The organism is Bacillus sp. FSL K6-1145 (assembly GCF_038003425.1).
In the GTDB taxonomy this organism is placed as follows: Bacteria; Bacillota; Bacilli; order Bacillales; family Bacillaceae; genus Bacillus; species Bacillus pumilus.
The window spans coordinates 3,016,720-3,036,538 of sequence record NZ_JBBOPC010000001.1 but is presented as its reverse complement, the minus strand read 5'-3'; the positions used below and the strand labels follow the sequence as shown (position 1 = coordinate 3,036,538).

The window sequence follows — 19,819 nt, the reverse complement described above, 5'->3', positions numbered from 1 at the left end:
ATTTCGAAAAGAAAAATCAAAGCAAGAACCTTGATGACAAGCAGGCTATCGGTGAAAATGTGTCTATTTTTTGTCTAAATGTGTTTGTAATAGTTGAAAATGCAAGATGATCCTGTTAAAATAATTAAAGAAAGCAGGGATTGATTTTTTTTGGCTGTGGCGGGACGTTTTTTGTCACAGTGGGACGTTTTTAGTCCAACGTGAAAAGAAAGGGTCGTTAGCCATGAATCGTTTATTGGAAGCTCAAAAAAAATTATTGCCAGATCTTCTCATCGTTATGCAAAAACGCTACGACATTTTGCAGTACATCAGATTAGCTGAACCAATCGGCCGCAGAAGTCTTGCGACGAGTCTTGGTCTCAGTGAGCGCATCTTAAGAGCTGAAGTTCAGTTTTTAAAAGAACAAAATCTGCTGGATGTCAAAACGAGCGGCATGATGCTGACGAGTGAAGGCCACGCTTTGCTTGAAATGCTTGAAGGAATGATGAAAGACGTTTTAGGTTTAACCTTTTTGGAAAATACATTGAAGAGGAAGTTAGGCCTAGAAGAAGTCGTGATCGTTTCTGGTGACAGTGACGAATCCCCGTGGGTGAAGCAAGAGATGGGAAGAGCTGCTGTCCAATGTATGAAAAAAAGGTTTACTGGAAATAATATCGTCGCCGTCACTGGCGGAACGACGATGGAAGCCGTTGCCGAAATGATGACCCCTGATGCCAAAAACAGAGACATGATGTTTGTCCCTGCGAGAGGCGGTCTTGGGGAGAATGTAAAAAATCAGGCAAACACCATTTGTGCCCACATGGCTGAAAAAGCTTCCGGTACTTACAAACTGCTGTTTGTTCCAGGACAGCTGTCAGAAGGTGCTTACTCTTCCATTATTGAAGAGCCGTCAGTCAAAGAAGTGCTTCAAACGATTAAATCATCCACGATGCTCATTCATGGAATCGGTGAAGCAAAAACAATGGCGATGAGACGAAACACACCAGCTGAAGATTTAAAAAAGATTGATGAGCATGACGCAGTGACAGAGGCCTTTGGCTATTACTTTAATCGTGATGGTGAGGTCGTCCACAAAGTGCACTCCGTCGGCATGCAGCTAGATGATTTAGAAAGCATTCCACACATCATTGCTGTTGCAGGTGGATCATCAAAGGCAGGGGCCATTGAAGCTTATTTCAAAAAACCCCGCCGAACGGTTCTCGTCACAGACGAAGGAGCCGCAAAAGAGTTATTAAGGGAGTCAATTGATCCCTCAATATAAAACATTGTGACCTATAAAAGGAGGAAACATCATGGCAGTAAAAGTCGGTATTAACGGATTTGGACGTATTGGACGTAACGTATTTCGTGCAGCATTAAACAATCCTGAAGTTGAGGTAGTAGCGGTTAACGATCTAACAGACGCTAACATGCTTGCACACCTTTTACAATATGACTCTGTTCACGGAAAACTAGATGCAGAGGTTTCTGTAGACGGTACGAACTTAGTAGTGAACGGTAAAACAATCGAAGTATCAGCTGAGCGTGACCCTGCGAAATTAAGTTGGGGTAAACAAGGCGTAGAAATCGTTGTTGAATCTACTGGATTCTTCACAAAACGTGCAGACGCTGCAAAACACTTAGAAGCTGGCGCTAAAAAAGTCATCATCTCTGCTCCTGCTAACGAAGAAGATATCACAATCGTTATGGGTGTAAACGAAGACAAATACGATGCAGCTAGCCACGATGTCATCTCTAATGCATCTTGTACAACAAACTGCTTAGCTCCATTTGCAAAAGTACTTAACGATAAATTTGGTATCAAACGCGGTATGATGACAACTGTTCACTCATACACAAATGACCAACAAATTCTTGATCTTCCGCACAAAGACTACCGTCGTGCTCGTGCAGCTGCGGAAAACATCATCCCAACTTCTACAGGTGCTGCGAAAGCTGTTTCACTTGTATTGCCTGAACTTAAAGGTAAATTAAACGGTGGCGCTATGCGTGTTCCAACACCTAACGTTTCTTTAGTTGACCTTGTGGCTGAATTAAACCAAGATGTAACTGTTGAAGATGTAAATGCAGCACTTAAAGAAGCAGCTGAGGGAGAACTTAATGGAATCCTTGGCTACAGCGAAGAGCCATTAGTATCTGGTGACTACAATGGTAATGCAAACTCTTCAACAATTGATGCTCTTTCTACAATGGTAATGGAAGGCAGCATGGTGAAAGTCATTTCTTGGTACGATAACGAGAGTGGATATTCTCACCGCGTTGTTGACCTTGCAGCTTACATTGCAAAACAAGGTCTTTAATTTGTCACACTGAAGGAACTCACTTGGTTCTTTCCTATAGACACGATATAATGAAGACGGACAAGGGAAGGGGAAGCATCCCTTTCCCTTTTTCTCTGTTTTTATCCGTTCTGCACGATTTCTCGTTTTGATGAGGGCAAAATGGGAAAAGGATAAAGAGAGACTTGTCCAATGCGTAAGGAAACCAGAATAAAGGAGGATCTCCTGACGAGCATGAATAAGAAATCAGTAAAAGACATTGACGTAAAAGGTAAAGTTGTGTTCTGCCGCGTAGATTTTAACGTTCCAATGAAAGACGGAAAAGTGACGGATGATACTCGTATTCGCGCAGCATTACCAACGATTGAGTATTTAACAGGACAAGGCGCAAAGGTACTACTAGCTAGTCATTTGGGTCGTCCGAAGGGTCAAGTTACTGAAGAACTGCGTCTGACACCTGTAGCGAAACGTCTTCAAGAGCTTCTTGGACAAGAAGTGAAAAAAGCGGATGAAGCTTACGGCGACAACGTGAAAAAGCAAATCTCTGACTTAAAAGAAGGAGATGTGCTAGTGCTTGAAAACGTTCGTTTCTATCCTGGTGAAGAAAAGAACGATCCTGAACTATCAAAAGCATTTGCTGATTTAGCCGATGTGTATGTCAATGATGCATTCGGTGCTGCACACCGTGCACATGCATCCACTGCTGGTATTGCAGCATATCTTCCGGCTGTTTCTGGCTTCCTCATGCAAAAAGAGCTTGAGGTTCTAGGAAAAGCCATTTCAAACCCTGATCGCCCATTTACAGCGATTATCGGTGGCGCAAAAGTAAAGGATAAAATCGGTGTGATTGAAAGTCTTCTTGATAAAGTGGACAACCTCATCATCGGCGGCGGACTTGCTTACACATTTGTGAAAGCACTAGGCCACGAAGTAGGAAAATCTTTATTAGAAGAAGACAAAGTCGATTTAGCGAAATCCTTTATGGACCGTGCAAAAGAAAAAGGCGTGAACTTCCTGATTCCAACAGATGTTCTGGTAGCCGACGACTTTTCAAATGATGCGAATACAAGCATTGTGCCAATCTCTGAAATTCCAAGTGATCTAGAAGCACTTGATATTGGAACAGAGACAATAGGCAAGTACGCTGATGTTATTAAAAACAGCAAGCTTGTTGTTTGGAACGGACCAATGGGTGTATTTGAAATCGACGCATTCGCTAAAGGAACAAAAGCAATCGCAGAAGCACTGGCAGAAGCAAAAGATACATATTCTGTCATTGGCGGTGGAGATTCAGCAGCAGCTGTTGAGAAATTTGGTCTTGCTGATCAGATGAGCCATATTTCTACAGGCGGCGGCGCTTCACTTGAATTTATGGAAGGCAAAGAGCTTCCAGGTGTTACTGCATTAAACGATAAATAAGACCAAAACTGCTATAAGGAAGTGTCAATCATGAGAAAACCAATTATAGCTGGGAACTGGAAAATGAACAAAACACTTGGCGAAGCGGTTAGCTTCGTTGAAGAAGTCAAGTCATCCATTCCATCTCCTGACAAAGTGGAAGCAATTGTCTGTGCGCCAGCTCTTTTCCTTGAAAAGCTAAACAGCCTTTCTAACGGAACAGACCTTAAAATTGGTGCACAAAACATGCACTTTGAAGAAAATGGTGCATTCACTGGTGAAATCAGTCCTGCTGCGCTAAAAGATCTTGGCATTGGCTACTCAGTGATCGGTCATTCAGAGCGCCGTGAATTCTTCGCTGAAACAGATGAAACAGTGAACAAAAAAGCACATGCTGCATTCAAGCATGGCATCGTTCCAATTATCTGTGTAGGTGAAACGCTTGAAGAGCGTGAAGCTGGCAAAACAAATGAACTCGTCGCTGATCAAGTGAAGAAAGCACTAGCTGGTTTAACAACTCAGCAAGTTTCTGAATCTGTTATTGCATATGAGCCAATCTGGGCGATCGGTACAGGGAAATCTTCTACAGCGAAAGATGCAAACGACGTTTGTGCGCATATCCGTCAAACGGTTGCAAGCGAATATGGTCAAGAAGCGGCAGACAGCCTTCGCATTCAATATGGCGGAAGCGTGAAACCTGCGAATATTAAAGAATATATGGCAGAATCCGATATTGACGGTGCTTTGGTAGGCGGCGCAAGCTTAGAACCTCAGTCTTTCGTTCAATTATTGGAGGAAGGTCAATATGAGTAAGAAACCAGCTGCATTAATCATCTTAGATGGATTCGGTTTAAGAGGCGAAACAGTTGGTAACGCTGTTGCCCAAGCAAAGAAACCGAACTTCGACCGCTACTGGAACGAATTCCCGCATCAAACCTTAACGGCTTCAGGTGAGGCAGTAGGCCTCCCACAAGGTCAAATGGGGAACTCTGAAGTTGGGCATTTGAACATCGGTGCAGGACGCATTGTGTATCAAAGCTTAACAAGAGTGAATGTTGCCATTCGTGATGGGGAATTTGAGAAAAACGAAACGTTCCTAGAGGCAATGACTTATGCAAAAGAGAATGACAAGGCCCTTCATTTATTCGGTCTCCTGTCAGACGGCGGTGTGCACAGCCACATCCAGCATCTTTTTGCCTTGCTGAAACTAGCGAAAAAAGAAGGCTTAACAAAAGTATACATTCATGGCTTCTTGGACGGACGTGATGTTGGTCAAAAGACAGCCAAAGTGTACTTAAAACAGCTTGAAGAACAAATCAAAGAAATCGGTGTCGGAGAAGTGGCAACACTTTCTGGACGCTATTACTCAATGGACCGTGACAAACGCTGGGATCGTGTGGAGAAAGCATATCGCGCGATGGCGTATGGTGAAGGCCCAAGTTATCAAAACATCTATGATGTCGTTGATGACTCCTATGAAAATGGAATCTACGATGAATTCGTTATTCCATCTGTCATCACGAGAGAAAATGGTGAGCCAGTTGCAAAAGTAAACGACGGCGATTCTGTGATTTTCTATAACTTCCGCCCAGACCGTGCAATCCAAATTTCGAACACCTTCACAAATGAAGATTTCCGCTCGTTTGATCGCGGAGAAGCACATCCGAAGCATTTACACTTCGTCTGCTTCACACACTTCAGTGAAACGGTTGATGGCTATGTTGCCTTCAAACCAGTGAATTTGGATAACACAGTAGGAGAAGTGCTAGCGCAAAATGGATTGAAACAGCTGCGGATTGCTGAAACAGAGAAATATCCTCACGTGACGTTCTTTATGAGCGGTGGACGTGAAGAAGAATTTCCTGGTGAAGACCGCATCTTGATCAATTCGCCAGATGTGGCAACCTATGACCTCAAGCCAGAAATGAGCGCTTATGAGGTAAAGGATGCACTTGTTGCAGACATCAATGCTGACAAGCATGATGCGATCATCCTGAACTTTGCTAACCCGGATATGGTTGGTCATTCAGGTATGCTTGAGCCAACAATTAAAGCCATTGAAGCAGTAGATGAATGCTTAGGAGCTGTTGTCGACGCAATCCTAGCAAAAGGCGGACATGCCATCATCACGGCAGACCACGGTAACGCAGACGTGCTGATTACTGAAGAAGGAAAGCCGCATACTGCACATACGACAAACCCTGTTCCAGTCATCGTAACGAAAAAAGGTGCAACGCTTAGAGAAGGCGGCATTCTAGCCGATCTATCTCCAACGCTTTTAGACTTACTTGGTCTTGAAAAACCAAAAGAGATGACAGGAACATCATTGATTCAGAAATAACAAATTGATTCAAAAGGAGAGAAATAACGATGCCATACATTGTTGACGTATATGCACGCGAAGTATTAGACTCCCGCGGTAACCCAACAGTTGAAGTAGAAGTTTACACAGAATCTGGCGGCTTTGGCCGTGCACTAGTACCAAGTGGTGCCTCTACTGGTGAATATGAAGCAGTAGAACTACGTGACGGAGACAAAGACCGTTACCTTGGAAAAGGTGTTCTGACAGCTGTAAACAACGTAAACGAAATCATTGCACCAGAGCTTTTAGGCTTTGATGTAACTGAACAAGTAGCAATTGACAAAATGTTAATCGAACTTGACGGAACAGAAAACAAAGGGAAATTAGGCGCAAACGCAATCCTTGGCGTATCTATCGCTGTAGCACGTGCTGCTGCTGATTTCTTACAAATTCCACTTTACCAATACCTTGGTGGATTCAACTCCAAAACGCTTCCAGTGCCAATGATGAACATCGTCAACGGCGGAGAGCATGCGGATAACAACGTAGACATTCAAGAATTCATGATTATGCCTGTAGGTGCACCTAACTTCCGTGAAGCACTTCGCATGGGCGCACAAATCTTCCATAGCCTGAAATCTGTATTAAGTGCAAAAGGCTTAAACACAGCTGTAGGTGACGAAGGTGGATTCGCTCCAAACCTTGGTTCTAACGAAGAAGCACTTCAAACAATCGTTGAAGCGATTGAAAAAGCTGGTTTCAAACCAGGTGAAGAAGTGAAACTTGCAATGGATGCTGCATCTTCTGAGTTCTACAACAAAGAAGACGGTAAATATCATTTATCAGGCGAAGGTGTTGTGAAAACATCTGCTGAAATGGTTGACTGGTATGAAGATATGGTATCGAAATACCCAATCATCTCGATCGAAGACGGCCTTGATGAAAACGACTGGGAAGGTCACAAACTATTAACTGAGCGCCTTGGCAGCAAGGTTCAGCTAGTAGGAGATGACTTGTTTGTGACAAACACGAAGAAGCTTTCTGAAGGAATCAAAAACGGCGTTGGTAACTCAATCCTAATCAAAGTAAACCAAATCGGTACATTAACTGAAACATTTGATGCAATCGAAATGGCAAAACGTGCAGGATACACAGCTGTTATCTCTCACCGCTCTGGTGAAACAGAAGACAGCACAATTGCAGACATCGCTGTTGCAACAAACGCTGGACAAATCAAAACAGGTGCTCCGTCTCGTACGGACCGTGTGGCGAAATACAACCAATTACTTCGCATCGAAGATCAATTGGCTGAAACAGCACAATATCATGGCATTGCAACATTCTATAACTTGAATAAATAATGCCAGCAACGCGCTGCGTTCCGCTCTTATAAAAGAGTGGGCGCAGCGTTTTTTTGTGTTGAATGAGATCCCGCAGCTGTTTCAATAGTCACATCCTATTTTTGTAAAAAGTCATCCTTCAGTCAGAGGGAAAGTGAGAAGATCCACCATTTATAAGCAATAGATCATGAAAAATCGACTAAAAATATGATCTGAAATGAACTTATGCTTTCTGTAAGGGGGTGGTATCATTTTACATATATTAGGGGGTGATGAGATGCTGAATCCTTTTAGCCTTCGTTTTCCAGTAGGTGTGTATATGTATATTCTCCACCTACTGGCGGCATATGATGAAAGGAAGCAACGAATTCTAACTTCTAAGAATGTACAGAAAAACGCATTTTGGATTTATGTCCTTGCCGCTATATTGGGCATTATTTCACTTGGAGCATTGATTTGGGCATGTAAGACCTTTGGACAGGGCTCCAAATTTTTAGGAGAGTTCAAATTATTAGGCATGTACGTTAAAATCCAATGCGGGTTCTAACAGGGATGAGAACAGATGCAAGGTCATCTGTTCCATCTGAAACAAACGGAGGGATATGATGCTGACATTACAATTACAAGAAAAAACGTATAGCCGCACCTTCTCTCTCCGCCATATACAAATGAACGTGGAGAAAGGCCAGATGATGCTTCTTTTAGGACATAATGGTGCAGGAAAGACAACGATGATTCAAGCTATGTTTGGGCTGACGCCATTTACTGGCTACGTTTCCTTACATGGTGAACAGCTGAACCTTCAATCCTCAGCACATATTTCCCTGTTGAAAAAACATGTTTCCTATATTCCTGACGATCATGCGTTGTTCGATTATTTAACACCGAGGGAATACTTTCAATTACTTCAGCTGCCACATGAGCAAGATGTCACACGTGAAGAGACCTTCACCGATTTGTTTGAGCTGAGTCCGTATATGGATCAGCCAATCGCTCAGCTGTCCCATGGCAATCAAAAGAAAACACAGATCATTTCGCAGCTTCTCAGACCGTGTGATTATTATGTGTTCGACGAGCCAACGAACGGACTTGATCCAGATATGATGATCATCTTAAAAAAGGTGCTCATGAAGCTGAGAGATCAAGGCGCTGGCATCCTGATTTCAACTCATCATTTGAGTTTTGGTGATACATTATATGATCATCTCATGATCTTAAGAAATGGTGACGTCAAGCTGAATATGTCCCGCCAAGAAACGAATGAGACATTTCCTCATCAGGCACTTGAAGAGATTTATAAAGAAGTAAATCGAGATTACTATATGCAGGTGGAGAGGTTACTCAATGATTTGGACACGACACGTTCTTCATAAAATAGAGTGGGGCATGCTGACAACGAAAGGAAAGCAACTTGGAAAAAAGTATCCTTTGCAGCTGCTCTCAGCTGCCGTTTTTCTCTTGCTCATCTATGCGATATACGTTGTCATCAGCCTGCGCTTTTACATGCAGGCAGGTGAAAGTGAGCCAGCTGCGCTATATCTCCAATTTGTCAAAATGTCGCTCTTACTATTAGGAGCAGGGATTGTGTTATCCCGCAATAAACTGAAGCGCCAAGAATATCAATTCTACTTTTTGAACAGTGCGATACAAAGTGTACCCTTTGTCCTTTGTGCGTATTTCTTTCCAGTGCTTTTTTGCTTCCTCATGGCTGGACTGCTTTTTTTACCGATTGTATTAGGTCTTTTTATCACAGGTGTCACCCCATCTCTGTATTGGATCATCGTTGTCTGCATCACATGCGGCATATTGGCACTTTATACGCTCTCTTCATGGATGCTAATGAGGATCGGTGTAAGTTATTTCGTATCAAAAACAAAGGAGCATTTACTGCTACAAACAATCGGCTTTGCGGCACTTCAAGTACTCATATATCTTCTTTTTCAAAAAGCAGTGGAGATGATCCATGTATGGCCGGCTGTCTATCTGACGTTGCTGGTAATTCTTCTAAGCTCTGGCTGGCTATGGGTAAAGGGCTTAGCAGCTTGCTATGTTCATCAAATGTTTTTGCAGCTGAAAACAGAGGTAAAGTCATTTTCTTACCAGAAAATTAGGACGTACTCTTCCTTTCTGACGCATGTGCGGCAGGAAATGGTCTATTTCATCCGATCAGCTGTTTTTAAAGAACAAGGCATTTTGTTCCTCTTTCTCGTTTGTTTGACGATTGGGCTGCCATTTGTTTTTACACCTGAAGAAACTGGCTGGCTGTATGCCTTTATTGTGCAGTTTGCGTTAAAGGAAATATTGATCATGCTTCCGCTGATGATTGGCAGAGAATATCATATCAATCAACGGGCCATCTTTATGTTAAATACATCAAAGGGTGCGTATATATTGCCAAGAATTTTATTTTATTACACAATCAATTTACTCATTTATTTTGTGTATATTGGCCTTGCTTATTTGGTGATCGGTATTGAAAGTGAAGGTCATGGCTTGGCGAGTTTGTCCATTTTATTCATGACCGTCATGGCAGCCTGTACGGGGTTTGTCGTGAAAATCAGTGATTTTAATAAACTGTTTGTCATCGTGATGATGATTGCTGTATTCAGCTTCATCGATATGCTTTTATTAGAGTGGCTGTCAGCTCATATGTTTCTTCTTGCCACCGCTTATCTGCTTGGGTCACTTGCCTTTTTCAGTTGTATATATGCTGTGATGTTAAAAAGGCCGATATTGCGATGATGGGGCTTGTCATTAGTTTACTAGCGGTTGTGCTCATACATGAACTCGGTCATATGCTGATGATCATGGTGTGTAACAAAGTCGAAAAAAGGCCGTTCTTTGATTTTGTGGTAACGATTGATTGGAAGCATGTGGCGATTATTCATGAGACATTTACCAGGCCGAGCTTTAATCTGATGGTGGCAATTGCAGGTCCGCTGTTTCCGGTACTCTGCTCAATTGTGCTTTTATTAACGTGGAAGCATCCGGTGAGTCATCAGCTGCTGTTTTTTTCTTTACTGAACACTGTGATGCTGCATCCAGCTTGCCCAGACGGGAAAAATATCACAGCCAGTTTAAAAGAGATGAAGGAGAGAAAGAGATGATCAAAGTATTTCATTCGTTTTCTAGCGGCTTAACACTTGCGATGCTGTATATATTTGCTGTGTTTATGACCCCTGTCTTTTTACTACTGTTAGAGGTCAATCATATCGAATCAAGTCCAACGCTGTTTGGCATGCCATTTTATATCATGAAAATTGAAAAGTATCAATTCAGCTCTGAGGCGACGCTTTTTGGATGCGTTGTCTGCTTTTTAGCTGGTACTGTGCTTTACTTATTCATTCAATATGTGATTCATACTGTGAAAAAGCGAAGAGCATAATAAAAGCAGGCTGAACAAATAGTCAGTCTGCTTGAAATGTGAGAGACAGCCGTACCATATCCATACACTGAATTCCGTTTTCATAAATGGGTTCATCATAATGCTTAAGGAAGAAATCGCGATCGATCGACGTTAGACGGAAGCCGCATTTTTGATAAAGTGCGAGCTGCTGAATACTCGAGTTGCCTGTGCCGATTTCAATCGTATGAAAACCAGCAGCTTTCGCTTCAGCGATCGCATGGCGGATCAGCTGCTTCCCAATTCCCCTTCCTTGCCATGACTCCTTCACAGCCACATTCATGATTTCCACTGTATGCTGAGAGAGCGATGATAGCACATAGACACCAATCACATCCTCTTCATGAAAGGCGGCATAACAAGAACCAGATTGTACATAAGCAAGAACCTTTTCCTTTGAAGGATCAGCTAATAGTAAAAGATCCATTGGGAGAGATTCATCATGAGATAATCGCCGAATCTGTATCACATTTTTTCATCCTTTCTATTCTTTTATATACCCTTGTTTCACGCCCCAATCATATTGGTCCTGTACCCACTGTGAGGGAGGGTGATGAGTGACATTCGGGTCTTTTTTTACAGTTGGTTTTCTTGTACCCTGAGCGGTCTGCTTATTTGCTTTGCTTATTATCATCGGTTAAAGATATACAGGTTTTAACATCACAAGGGAATATTCACATCAGAATGGCAGACACTATGCAAAAAGGAGGGTGTCTGTTGATTTCCTTTATGATTCATGTTGTCGTCTCATTATTTGCTGTATCAAACCCCATAGGAAACGTACCTCTTTTCATCACCTTAACAGAGGGCTATACAGAGAAAGAGCGCTCCCAGACAGCCAAAAAAGCCATCGTGGTCTCTTTTATTATTTTGATTGCCTTTCTATTGGCAGGCAGGCTCATTTTCAAACTGTTTGGAATTGATATTCATGCACTTCGCATCGCTGGCGGTATTTTTATTTTTGGTATCGCTTACAATTTACTGAATGCAAAAGAATCACACGTCCAAAATCCTCATTCGGAGGAAAAGGCAGAAAGCAAAGAGAAGGCAGATATCTCCGTTACGCCGCTCGCCATTCCGATCATCGCTGGTCCCGGTACAATCGCTACAGTGATGAGTTTAACCCCGGGAAGTCAAGGGATGCTCCACATGTTTGCGATTCTAATCGGCATTGTCATCGTTCTTGCCATGACGTATTATGCCTTTCATTATTCAAGTTTTATTATGAGAAAAATGGGGAAAACAGAGATGAATGTCGTGACGCGTTTGATGGGATTAATTCTGGCTGTAGTGGCAGTTGAAATGATCGGCGCAGGCTTAAAAGGGATGTTTCCGATGTTTATGTCATAAGTGTATATAAAAAAGCTGTTTTTTTCTACAATGATGTAAAATAAAACAGCTTTTTTTAAGGTTTAGGCACATGCTTAAATACTTCTTCACTTTCAAAGAACTCAATTAAGCGGCTAATCCAATCATAGTAATCAAGACTTTCCTTGATTTCTGAAAGAAGCAGATTGATTTTATCCTCTGTTTCTTCTGGTAAATCTTCCTGTTCAAGCAGCTCTTGCAATTCCTTGCACGTTTTCTTATGTGCTTTACGGTTTTTACTGACAACACGTGTCCAATTGGCTGCAAACAATGAAATAAACGTTTGGTATTGATCTTGCTCAACGTCATAAAGATCTTTACGTATTCCTTTTTCATAAACCTTTTCCGCAATATTTAAATCGAGCATTTCTCGAACGACTTGACTCATCCTCGTTTTGCTCATGCCGGTCGCCTCTGATAGCTCTTCCAGCGTCATTGGTTTACGGTTCATGTGAATGATACCAAGCACTCTACCCACTGTAGAAGAAAGACCAAAGGCATTCATGTTCTCTGCAGCTTTTTCAATATAATGATCCTGTGCTTTTTGAATGGCGCCTAGCGCTTGCTTGTCCACTCCCCGCTTCATCCCTTCACGACTGACAATTTGTAACACAATATATCATATACCTGTTTGTTGATGAAAACAATAAATATTGAGTAATTGCTAGTAATTTGGAGGAAAAAGGAGAGATATCTAGATATTACGGCGTTAACTGAAAATTTTATATAAATGTTATGCAATACAAACACATCATAAACTTTTTATTTTATAAAGTTTGCACTATAATTAATAAGGTGTAAATTTTCTGAATATATAGATCCAACTAATTGGAGGTGTCTCATTTGCTGAAACTAGAGAATGTATCTAAGACGTATAAAGGCGGAAAAAAAGCTGTCAAAAATATTGATTTAGACATAGCAAAAGGAGAATTTATTTGTTTTATTGGACCGAGTGGCTGTGGTAAGACCACAACCATGAAGATGATCAACCGACTCATCGAACCTTCCTCAGGAAACATTTTTATCGAGGGAGAAAATATTTTGAAAAAAGATCCAGTTCAATTAAGAAGAGAAATCGGTTATGTGATTCAGCAAATTGGACTGTTCCCCCATATGACCATCGCGCAAAACATCTCACTTGTGCCGAAGCTCTTAAAATGGCCGGAAGAAAAACGGAAGGAACGAGCACGCGAACTGCTGAAGCTCGTCGACATGGGCCCAGAATTTTTAGAGCGCTATCCTCATGAACTCAGTGGAGGACAGCAGCAGCGCATCGGAGTTCTTCGCGCACTGGCAGCAGAACCCCCTCTGATCCTCATGGACGAACCATTTGGTGCACTTGATCCAATTACACGAGATACATTGCAGGAAGAATTTAAGAAGCTGCAAAAAACGTTAAATAAAACCATCGTATTCGTCACACATGACATGGATGAAGCGATTAAACTGGCTGACCGAATTGTGATTTTAAAAGATGGAGAGATTGTTCAAGTAGGCACACCTGAAGATATTTTGCGTAACCCAGCCAACGAGTTCGTTGAAGAATTCATCGGAAAAGAACGCCTGCTTCAATCAAATCCGAATATGGAACGTGTAGAACAAATGATGAACACGTCACCAGTCACCATTACAGTCGAACAAACGTTGACTGATGCCATCTATATCATGAGAGAAAAGCGGGTCGATTCCTTGCTTGTAGTAGATGAACATGATGTGTTAAAAGGCTATATCGATATTGAAACAATTGATGCGAACCGCAGAAAAGCGGCTTTCGTTGGTGAGATCTTAAATACAGAGTTCTATACTGTACAAGAAGGCGCACTTCTCAGAGACACCGTTCGGAAAATCTTAATACGCGGTATTAAATATGTACCGGTTGTCGATGCCAAAGGGCATTTAAAAGGCATTGTGACACGGGCAAGTCTTGTAGATGTTGTGTACGACTCCATTTGGGGAGACGATACGCCAGCGTCTGCCATTGAAATGAACTAAGGGAGGTGGACACATGGATCAAATCATCGATTTTCTAGAGAAAAATGGTGGGGAACTCCTCACAAAAATGTGGGAGCATTTATATATTTCCTTAATTGCTGTCGTGCTAGGAATTATCGTTGCCGTTCCTTTAGGCGTCGTTCTCACGCGAATGAAACGAGGCGCAGGCTTTGTCATCGGTGTCGTGAATATCTTTCAAACACTCCCTAGTTTAGCGATTCTTGCATTTTTTATTCCTATTTTGGGGGTTGGGAAAATACCTGCAATCGTTGCTCTCTTTTTCTATTCGGTATTGCCTATTTTGAGAAATACGTATGCCGGCGTCCAAGGTGTGAACAAAAATCTGCTTGAATCCGGTAAAGGGATCGGCATGACCACATGGGAACAAATTCGTCTCGTGGAACTTCCGCTTGCTGTACCGATCATTATGGCAGGTGTCCGAACGTCAACGATTTATTTAATTGGCTGGACAACACTTGCTGCTTTTATCGGTGGAGGCGGTCTTGGTGACTACATTTTAATTGGACTTCAGCTATACCAGCCGGAATACATTATTGCAGGTGCCATCCCAGTCACCATTTTAGCGGTCATCATTGACTTTACATTGATGAAGCTGGAGAAAAAAGTAACACCAGAAGGCTTAAAAGGATTGAAGGAAGTTTCATAAGGAGTTGGCTTATGTGAAGAATCGAAAAACAAAATGGATCAGCGCACTGCTTGCTGGATGCTTGCTATTGATAAGCGGCTGTTCACTTCCTGGACTAGCCGGCTCCTCAGGCAATACGCTGCGGGTGGGAGCACAAAACTTTACCGAATCAGAAATCATGGCCTATATGGTTAGCGAGATCATCGAACATTACACAGATAAAAAGACAACCATTGTGAAAAACTTAGGCTCTAATACCGTACAGCAGAAAGCAATGGAAAATGGGGATATCGACATTTCGGCGACAAGATATACAGGGACAGATTTGACAAGTACGCTTGGAATGGATGCGGAAAAAGACCCGGAGCGTGCAATGGAAATCGTCCAAAAAGAATTTAAGAAACGCTATGATTACAAATGGTTTGATTCCTATGGCTTTGACAATACGTATGCCTTTGCCGTGACGCAAAAGATGGCGAAGGAAAACAAGTTAGAAACGGTCTCTGACTTGAAAAAGAATGCGAAGAATTACCGGTTCGGTGTCGATAATATATGGCTCAAAAAGAAAGGCGACGGTTATGAAGGATTCGTGAAAACATACGGAATTGAATTTGGAAGCACGTATCCAATGCAGATTGGTTTAGTGTACGATGCATTAAAAAATGAAAAAATGGATATTGTGCTTGCCTATTCAACAGATGGACGAATCAAAGCCTATGACCTCAAAATTTTAAAAGATGATAAGCGGTTTTTCCCGCCATATGATGCATCGCCCGTTGTCCCGGAAAAAGTTTTAAAAGAGAACCCAGGGCTTGATAAGGTGATCAACAGACTGATCGGAAAAATTAATACAGAACAAATGCAAGAGCTGAACTATCAAGTCGACGGAGAGCTTCAAGAACCAGCCACCGTTGCGAAGAATTTCCTGAAAAAGCACAATTACTTTGAGTAAGATGGGGAGGTGTCACGGCTGATGGACACACTGCAGCAATTATGGACGTATTATCAGCAGAACGGTTCATATGTGTTAGAAGAATTTTATCGGCATTTTCTCATGTCAGCGTATGGGGTGCTGTTTGCGGCAATAGTCGGAATTCCAGTAGGCATCTTTGTGGCGCATTACCGTAAGCTAAGCAATTGGATCTTCGCCATTACCAACGTCATTCAAACCATACCGGCGTTAGCAATGCTTTCCGTGTTGATGCTCGTGTTAGGACTTGGCGCAAATACAGTCATCATATCACTCTTTCTGTATTCGCTTCTGCCGATCATCCGCAACACGTATACAGGGATTGTCAGCATTGAACATGCTTATTTAGAATCGGGTAAAGCGATGGGCATGACGAAATGGCAAGTGCTGAGAATGGTTGAATTACCGCTTGCTTTATCGGTTATTATGGCTGGTTTAAGAACTGCACTGGTCATCGCTATCGGCATTACAGCGATTGGGACATTTGTTGGCGCGGGAGGTCTAGGTGATATCATCATCAGAGGATCAAACGCCACAAACGGAACAGCCATCATTTTAGCAGGTGCTATTCCAACTGCCCTCATGGCCATTATCGCTGACCTAGTCATGGGCTGGCTCGAACGCTATTTAAGCCCAACGAACAAGAAAAAAGAAAGAAAAGCATTAGCTGAAAAAAACATGACATCTGCTTAAGCGGTTGAAAAGACAAAACCTCCCTTACATTTGTAAGGGAGGTAGTTTTATGATGATCAGGCAGTTCACATGCGGGTATTTTATGATTCAAGCGTGATCCATTCAGTAGACCACTTCGAAATTTCCTCAAAAACGGGTGCAAGGGAACGCCCCATATCAGTTAAAGAATACTCAATACGCACGGGTGTTTCAGCAAAAACCTCCCGTTTTACAATGCCTGCTGCTTCCAGCTCTTTTAATCTCTCAGATAATACTCTTCCGCTTAAATTTGTCAGAGCGGCCTCAATTTCACCAAAGCGCTGCGGACTTGAGAGAAGCTGAAAAACAATCAGTGCAACCCAGCGTTTACTCAATAACTCAACTGCTTTTTCAAACCGCGGGCACATGTCAGATTGATTCATCTTTCTTCACTCCAATCTGAACCCATTATACCGTAAATTTGTCATAAATCAGCTCAAAAAGCTTGTTAATGATCAAAACATTCTATGATGACGAACGGCTGTTTAATATAAATAACAGATAGCGGTTAAGATCTTCTATTTCTTTTTTCGAAAGAGTTGACCAAATGTTTCCATCAAATAGCTCGAGATCACCAAGTTCATATTGCGCTGCGGCTTCCTTTATTTTGGATAATGCCGTTTCCTCTTCCTTCAGCTGATGGACAGAAGAGGCTTCCTCAATATAGCCCGCAGCCTGCATCATTTCCTCATAAGGAACCTTTAATGCACCGGCTAGTTTTTTTATCGTAGGAGGCTTCGGAATGCCGCGTTTCCCATTTTCAATACGAGAAATACCAGCAGCACTGACTTCTGAATACATCGCTAATTGGTTCACTGACAGCTTCTTTTCCTCACGTAATGCTCTTAAGTATGCACCAAAGTTCATCAAGGCAAAACCTCACATGGTTATAGATTAGATATATCTATTTTACTTGATTTGTTGACTATTGGCAACAAGTATACCATGAAAATATTGACATTAGTTAATAGTGAATGTATCTTAGGGTTATGCCCCGCTATTTGTTCGTCTTTTTTTGGTTGATGAGCGTGAGAAAGTATTCATTCAGCTGGCTGATGTCTTGTGCGGATAGCCTTTCCCATAGGTCTCCGTCAAAAATGGGAAGATGTTCTACATCCTTTTGAAGCGCCGTTTGATAGATTTTCAACATGGATTCATATTTTGGTTTCATTTCATGAACTTGTTCCTGTTCAATATGACCGGCAAGCAGCATTAAATCCTCATAAGGCACCTTCAAGGCGTGTGCTAATTTTTTTATGGTTAAAGGCTTCGGCACACCACGCTTTCCATTTTCGATTCGAGAAATACCAGCAGCGCTTACACCTGAATACATGGCGAGTTGATTGACAGACATTTTTCTATTTTCTCTTAAAATGCGTAATTGTTCACCAAAGTGATTCATGACATCGAACCTCACATTTCAGTATATGACTTATTTTAGTATGATCATTGACCAAAGGAAATAGCAGAGGGGTAAAAGTGTTGACTTAAGTTAATGAATCTGTTTCATGTGAGCACCTACACGTTGTACATATTGATTCCATAGGAGGTTGTAATGATGGTCGAAAAGATTCAGATCAGGCGGACTTATGTCATGCAGTATATGATCGAAAACGATATGTCTTTAAATCAGCTCGCTGATGAAATTGGCATTTCTCCTGCCACACTCAGCAGGGTATTAAATGGTCATCGGAAACCAGGCCAGCTTGTCATTGGCAAAATGATTCATTACTTTGATAAAAAATTTGAAGATCTATTTTACTATGAAAATGTTGACAAAAGTCAATGAATGAAATGATCAAGGAGGCAATGTCGTTGAAAAGAACTGGGATGGTCAGACATATTGATTCACTAGGCAGAATTGTTCTGCCTTCAGAAATGCGCAAGGTACTCAATATTAAAGAAGAGCAGCTTTTAGAAATTTTCATTGAAGATCAAACTATTATGCTGAAAAAATATGATGCAGATAAGAGCTGCCTGTTAACTGGACAAGTGACGAAGTATAACAAAAGCTATGGAAATGGGAAAGTGATGCTGAGTCCTGAAGGAGCTGAACGTTTGTTAGTAGAATTAAAACAGCTATTGAAAGAAGAAGCAACCCGTTAAAAACGTGTTTTTAACCGAAAATTGCATATAAAAAATGCTGCATACTACTCTTTGGAATGAAATTGAATCAAAATAACGAGTAAAGTCCAGAATATAGAGGGAATCTTTATTTTGATGTTTCGTGACATGCACCTTGTTTTCATGTAAAATATAGTTATGTGTACCAGTTTGTCTGGAGGTGTTTTCATGCACGCATTTGTTATCACATTACTCGTAATTGTCAGTATCGCACTTATCATCGTTGTATTGTTACAATCTAGTAAAAGTGCTGGACTGTCAGGCGCTATTTCAGGTGGAGCCGAGCAGCTTTTCGGTAAGCAAAAAGCGAGAGGTCTTGACTTGATACTTCACCGTTTAACGGTTATTTTGTCAGTGCTTTTCTTCATCTTAACACTTGCATTGGCATATTTAGGCGTATAAAGCGCGAGTAACAGAAGGTCTGATCTTTTTTCAGACCTTTTTTTATTATCAGCACTCTTTTGTGTTTGTTTCATACATACAAGTGGAAAATATAAACCATATCGGAAGGAAAGGAAGTCACATCATGAAAGTTGTTACACCAAAACCATTTACGTTTAAAGGTGGAGAAAAGGCGGTGCTTCTTCTTCACGGTTTTACTGGGAATACAGCCGATGTTCGAATGCTAGGCCGTTATTTGAACGAAAGAGGGTATACGTGTCATGCACCACAATATAAAGGACACGGCGTGCCGCCAGAAGAGCTTGTCCATTTTGGACCGGATGACTGGTGGAAGGATGTACAAGAAGCCTATCAATTCTTAAAGGATGAAGGCTATGAGGAAATTGCAGTTTGCGGACTATCCCTCGGAGGAGTTTTTTCATTGAAATTAGGTTACACTGTACCTGTAAAGGGAATTGTACCTATGTGTGCACCTATGTACATAAAAAGTGAAGAAGTCATGTACCAGGGTGTACTAGAATATGCCCGTAACTATAAGAAATTCGAGGGTAAGTCAGAGGAGCAAATTGAACAGGAAATGGAAGAGTTCAAGAAAACGCCAATGGATACACTGAGAAGCCTGCAAGAACTGATTGCAGATGTTAGAAATAATGTCGACATGATTTATTCACCTACTTTTGTTGTTCAGGCACGTCACGATCATATGATTAATACAGACAGTGCGAATATCATTTACAACGAAGTAGAGACAGATCAAAAGCATTTGAAATGGTATGAAGAATCAGGCCATGCGATCACGCTTGATAAAGAGCGCGAGAAGGTTCATCAGGATGTATATGCATTCTTAGAATCACTTGATTGGTCAGTTTAAATATATAGGGGGT

General features: G+C 41.7%; 25 protein-coding genes. 20 read left to right on the top strand and 5 right to left on the bottom strand.

Going from position 1 to position 19,819, the window contains the following annotated elements; genetic code table 11:
• Window positions 1–223: 223 nt before the first annotated feature.
• From MHH41_RS15510 to MHH41_RS15460, 11 genes are all read left to right on the top strand, one after another.
• Window positions 224–1,261, top strand: a complete 1,038-nt coding sequence (locus MHH41_RS15510) for a sugar-binding transcriptional regulator (protein WP_003212739.1) — start codon at window positions 224–226, stop codon at window positions 1,259–1,261.
• A 31-nt stretch (window positions 1,262–1,292) separates the two neighbouring features.
• Window positions 1,293–2,300 carry a type I glyceraldehyde-3-phosphate dehydrogenase gene (gap, locus tag MHH41_RS15505; RefSeq protein WP_003212811.1) on the top strand — a complete coding sequence of 336 codons (1,008 nt, stop codon included), beginning with the start codon at window positions 1,293–1,295 and terminating at the stop codon, window positions 2,298–2,300.
• A gap of 213 nt (window positions 2,301–2,513) precedes the next feature.
• Entirely contained in the window at window positions 2,514–3,698 is a 1,185-nt protein-coding gene (locus tag MHH41_RS15500) for a phosphoglycerate kinase (protein WP_003213359.1), read from the top strand.
• 30 nt (window positions 3,699–3,728) lie between these two features.
• Complete coding sequence (tpiA, locus tag MHH41_RS15495) at window positions 3,729–4,490, top strand: triose-phosphate isomerase (protein WP_106029339.1); 762 nt, start codon at window positions 3,729–3,731, stop codon at window positions 4,488–4,490.
• Entirely contained in the window at window positions 4,483–6,018 is a 1,536-nt protein-coding gene (gene gpmI, locus MHH41_RS15490; RefSeq protein ID WP_050944194.1) for a 2,3-bisphosphoglycerate-independent phosphoglycerate mutase, read from the top strand. The genes tpiA and gpmI overlap by 8 nt, the downstream gene beginning before the upstream one ends.
• Window positions 6,019–6,047: 29 nt before the next feature.
• Complete coding sequence (gene eno, locus MHH41_RS15485; RefSeq protein ID WP_003212752.1) at window positions 6,048–7,340, top strand: phosphopyruvate hydratase; 1,293 nt, start codon at window positions 6,048–6,050, stop codon at window positions 7,338–7,340.
• Between the two features lie 256 nt (window positions 7,341–7,596).
• Complete coding sequence (locus MHH41_RS15480; RefSeq protein ID WP_034620133.1) at window positions 7,597–7,866, top strand: hypothetical protein; 270 nt, start codon at window positions 7,597–7,599, stop codon at window positions 7,864–7,866.
• Window positions 7,867–7,924: 58 nt separating this feature from the next.
• The gene (locus tag MHH41_RS15475; RefSeq protein ID WP_034620132.1) at window positions 7,925–8,692 is read left to right on the top strand and encodes an ATP-binding cassette domain-containing protein; all 768 of its coding nucleotides are present in this window, start codon (window positions 7,925–7,927) and stop codon (window positions 8,690–8,692) included.
• The gene (locus MHH41_RS15470; RefSeq protein ID WP_340866533.1) at window positions 8,664–10,061 is read left to right on the top strand and encodes a hypothetical protein; all 1,398 of its coding nucleotides are present in this window, start codon (window positions 8,664–8,666) and stop codon (window positions 10,059–10,061) included. The genes MHH41_RS15475 and MHH41_RS15470 overlap by 29 nt, the downstream gene beginning before the upstream one ends.
• Window positions 10,058–10,426 carry a hypothetical protein gene (locus tag MHH41_RS15465; protein WP_340866532.1) on the top strand — a complete coding sequence of 123 codons (369 nt, stop codon included), beginning with the start codon at window positions 10,058–10,060 and terminating at the stop codon, window positions 10,424–10,426. Before MHH41_RS15470 ends, MHH41_RS15465 begins: the two co-directional genes overlap by 4 nt.
• Complete coding sequence (locus tag MHH41_RS15460) at window positions 10,423–10,704, top strand: hypothetical protein (RefSeq protein WP_335365185.1); 282 nt, start codon at window positions 10,423–10,425, stop codon at window positions 10,702–10,704. Before MHH41_RS15465 ends, MHH41_RS15460 begins: the two co-directional genes overlap by 4 nt.
• A gap of 22 nt (window positions 10,705–10,726) precedes the next feature.
• Here MHH41_RS15460 and MHH41_RS15455 read toward each other — a convergent pair whose 3' ends face one another.
• Window positions 10,727–11,191: a GNAT family N-acetyltransferase gene (locus MHH41_RS15455; protein ID WP_321999510.1), complete on the bottom strand. Its 465-nt coding sequence runs from the start codon at window positions 11,189–11,191 to the stop codon at window positions 10,727–10,729.
• A 248-nt stretch (window positions 11,192–11,439) separates the two neighbouring features.
• On the opposite strand from MHH41_RS15455, the gene MHH41_RS15450 reads away from it, so the two are divergent.
• The gene (locus MHH41_RS15450) at window positions 11,440–12,072 is read left to right on the top strand and encodes a MarC family protein (protein WP_003212698.1); all 633 of its coding nucleotides are present in this window, start codon (window positions 11,440–11,442) and stop codon (window positions 12,070–12,072) included.
• A gap of 55 nt (window positions 12,073–12,127) precedes the next feature.
• Here the strand turns inward: MHH41_RS15450 and MHH41_RS15445 are convergent, their stop codons facing one another.
• Window positions 12,128–12,664: a GbsR/MarR family transcriptional regulator gene (locus MHH41_RS15445; RefSeq protein WP_012011291.1), complete on the bottom strand. Its 537-nt coding sequence runs from the start codon at window positions 12,662–12,664 to the stop codon at window positions 12,128–12,130.
• A 269-nt stretch (window positions 12,665–12,933) separates the two neighbouring features.
• On the opposite strand from MHH41_RS15445, the gene MHH41_RS15440 reads away from it, so the two are divergent.
• The 4 genes from MHH41_RS15440 to MHH41_RS15425 are packed head-to-tail and all read left to right on the top strand — an operon-like array spanning window position 12,934 to window position 16,391.
• Entirely contained in the window at window positions 12,934–14,082 is a 1,149-nt protein-coding gene (locus tag MHH41_RS15440; RefSeq protein WP_340866531.1) for a betaine/proline/choline family ABC transporter ATP-binding protein, read from the top strand.
• Between the two features lie 13 nt (window positions 14,083–14,095).
• Window positions 14,096–14,749: an ABC transporter permease gene (locus MHH41_RS15435; protein ID WP_003213477.1), complete on the top strand. Its 654-nt coding sequence runs from the start codon at window positions 14,096–14,098 to the stop codon at window positions 14,747–14,749.
• A 13-nt stretch (window positions 14,750–14,762) separates the two neighbouring features.
• Window positions 14,763–15,680, top strand: coding sequence for an osmoprotectant ABC transporter substrate-binding protein (locus tag MHH41_RS15430; protein WP_003213573.1), 918 nt, complete (start codon window positions 14,763–14,765; stop codon window positions 15,678–15,680).
• Window positions 15,681–15,701: 21 nt separating this feature from the next.
• Window positions 15,702–16,391 (top strand): ABC transporter permease, encoded by a 690-nt coding sequence (locus MHH41_RS15425; protein WP_003213726.1) that lies wholly within the window; start codon window positions 15,702–15,704, stop codon window positions 16,389–16,391.
• Window positions 16,392–16,471: 80 nt separating this feature from the next.
• Here MHH41_RS15425 and MHH41_RS15420 read toward each other — a convergent pair whose 3' ends face one another.
• From MHH41_RS15420 to MHH41_RS15410, 3 genes are all read right to left on the bottom strand, one after another.
• Window positions 16,472–16,792 carry a winged helix-turn-helix transcriptional regulator gene (locus tag MHH41_RS15420; protein ID WP_050944175.1) on the bottom strand — a complete coding sequence of 107 codons (321 nt, stop codon included), beginning with the start codon at window positions 16,790–16,792 and terminating at the stop codon, window positions 16,472–16,474.
• Window positions 16,793–16,874: 82 nt separating this feature from the next.
• Window positions 16,875–17,276: a helix-turn-helix domain-containing protein gene (locus tag MHH41_RS15415; RefSeq protein ID WP_340866530.1), complete on the bottom strand. Its 402-nt coding sequence runs from the start codon at window positions 17,274–17,276 to the stop codon at window positions 16,875–16,877.
• A gap of 130 nt (window positions 17,277–17,406) precedes the next feature.
• Window positions 17,407–17,811 (bottom strand): helix-turn-helix domain-containing protein, encoded by a 405-nt coding sequence (locus MHH41_RS15410; RefSeq protein ID WP_003213200.1) that lies wholly within the window; start codon window positions 17,809–17,811, stop codon window positions 17,407–17,409.
• Window positions 17,812–17,964: 153 nt separating this feature from the next.
• Between MHH41_RS15410 and MHH41_RS15405 the strand changes: the two genes are divergently transcribed.
• From MHH41_RS15405 to MHH41_RS15390, 4 genes are all read left to right on the top strand, one after another.
• Window positions 17,965–18,198, top strand: a complete 234-nt coding sequence (locus MHH41_RS15405; protein WP_003213379.1) for a helix-turn-helix domain-containing protein — start codon at window positions 17,965–17,967, stop codon at window positions 18,196–18,198.
• A 26-nt stretch (window positions 18,199–18,224) separates the two neighbouring features.
• Entirely contained in the window at window positions 18,225–18,515 is a 291-nt protein-coding gene (locus tag MHH41_RS15400; protein WP_003213714.1) for an AbrB/MazE/SpoVT family DNA-binding domain-containing protein, read from the top strand.
• Window positions 18,516–18,701: 186 nt separating this feature from the next.
• Complete coding sequence (gene secG / locus MHH41_RS15395) at window positions 18,702–18,935, top strand: preprotein translocase subunit SecG (RefSeq protein WP_003212746.1); 234 nt, start codon at window positions 18,702–18,704, stop codon at window positions 18,933–18,935.
• A gap of 124 nt (window positions 18,936–19,059) precedes the next feature.
• Window positions 19,060–19,806, top strand: coding sequence for an alpha/beta hydrolase (locus MHH41_RS15390; protein ID WP_310425690.1), 747 nt, complete (start codon window positions 19,060–19,062; stop codon window positions 19,804–19,806).
• Window positions 19,807–19,819 lie beyond the last annotated feature (13 nt).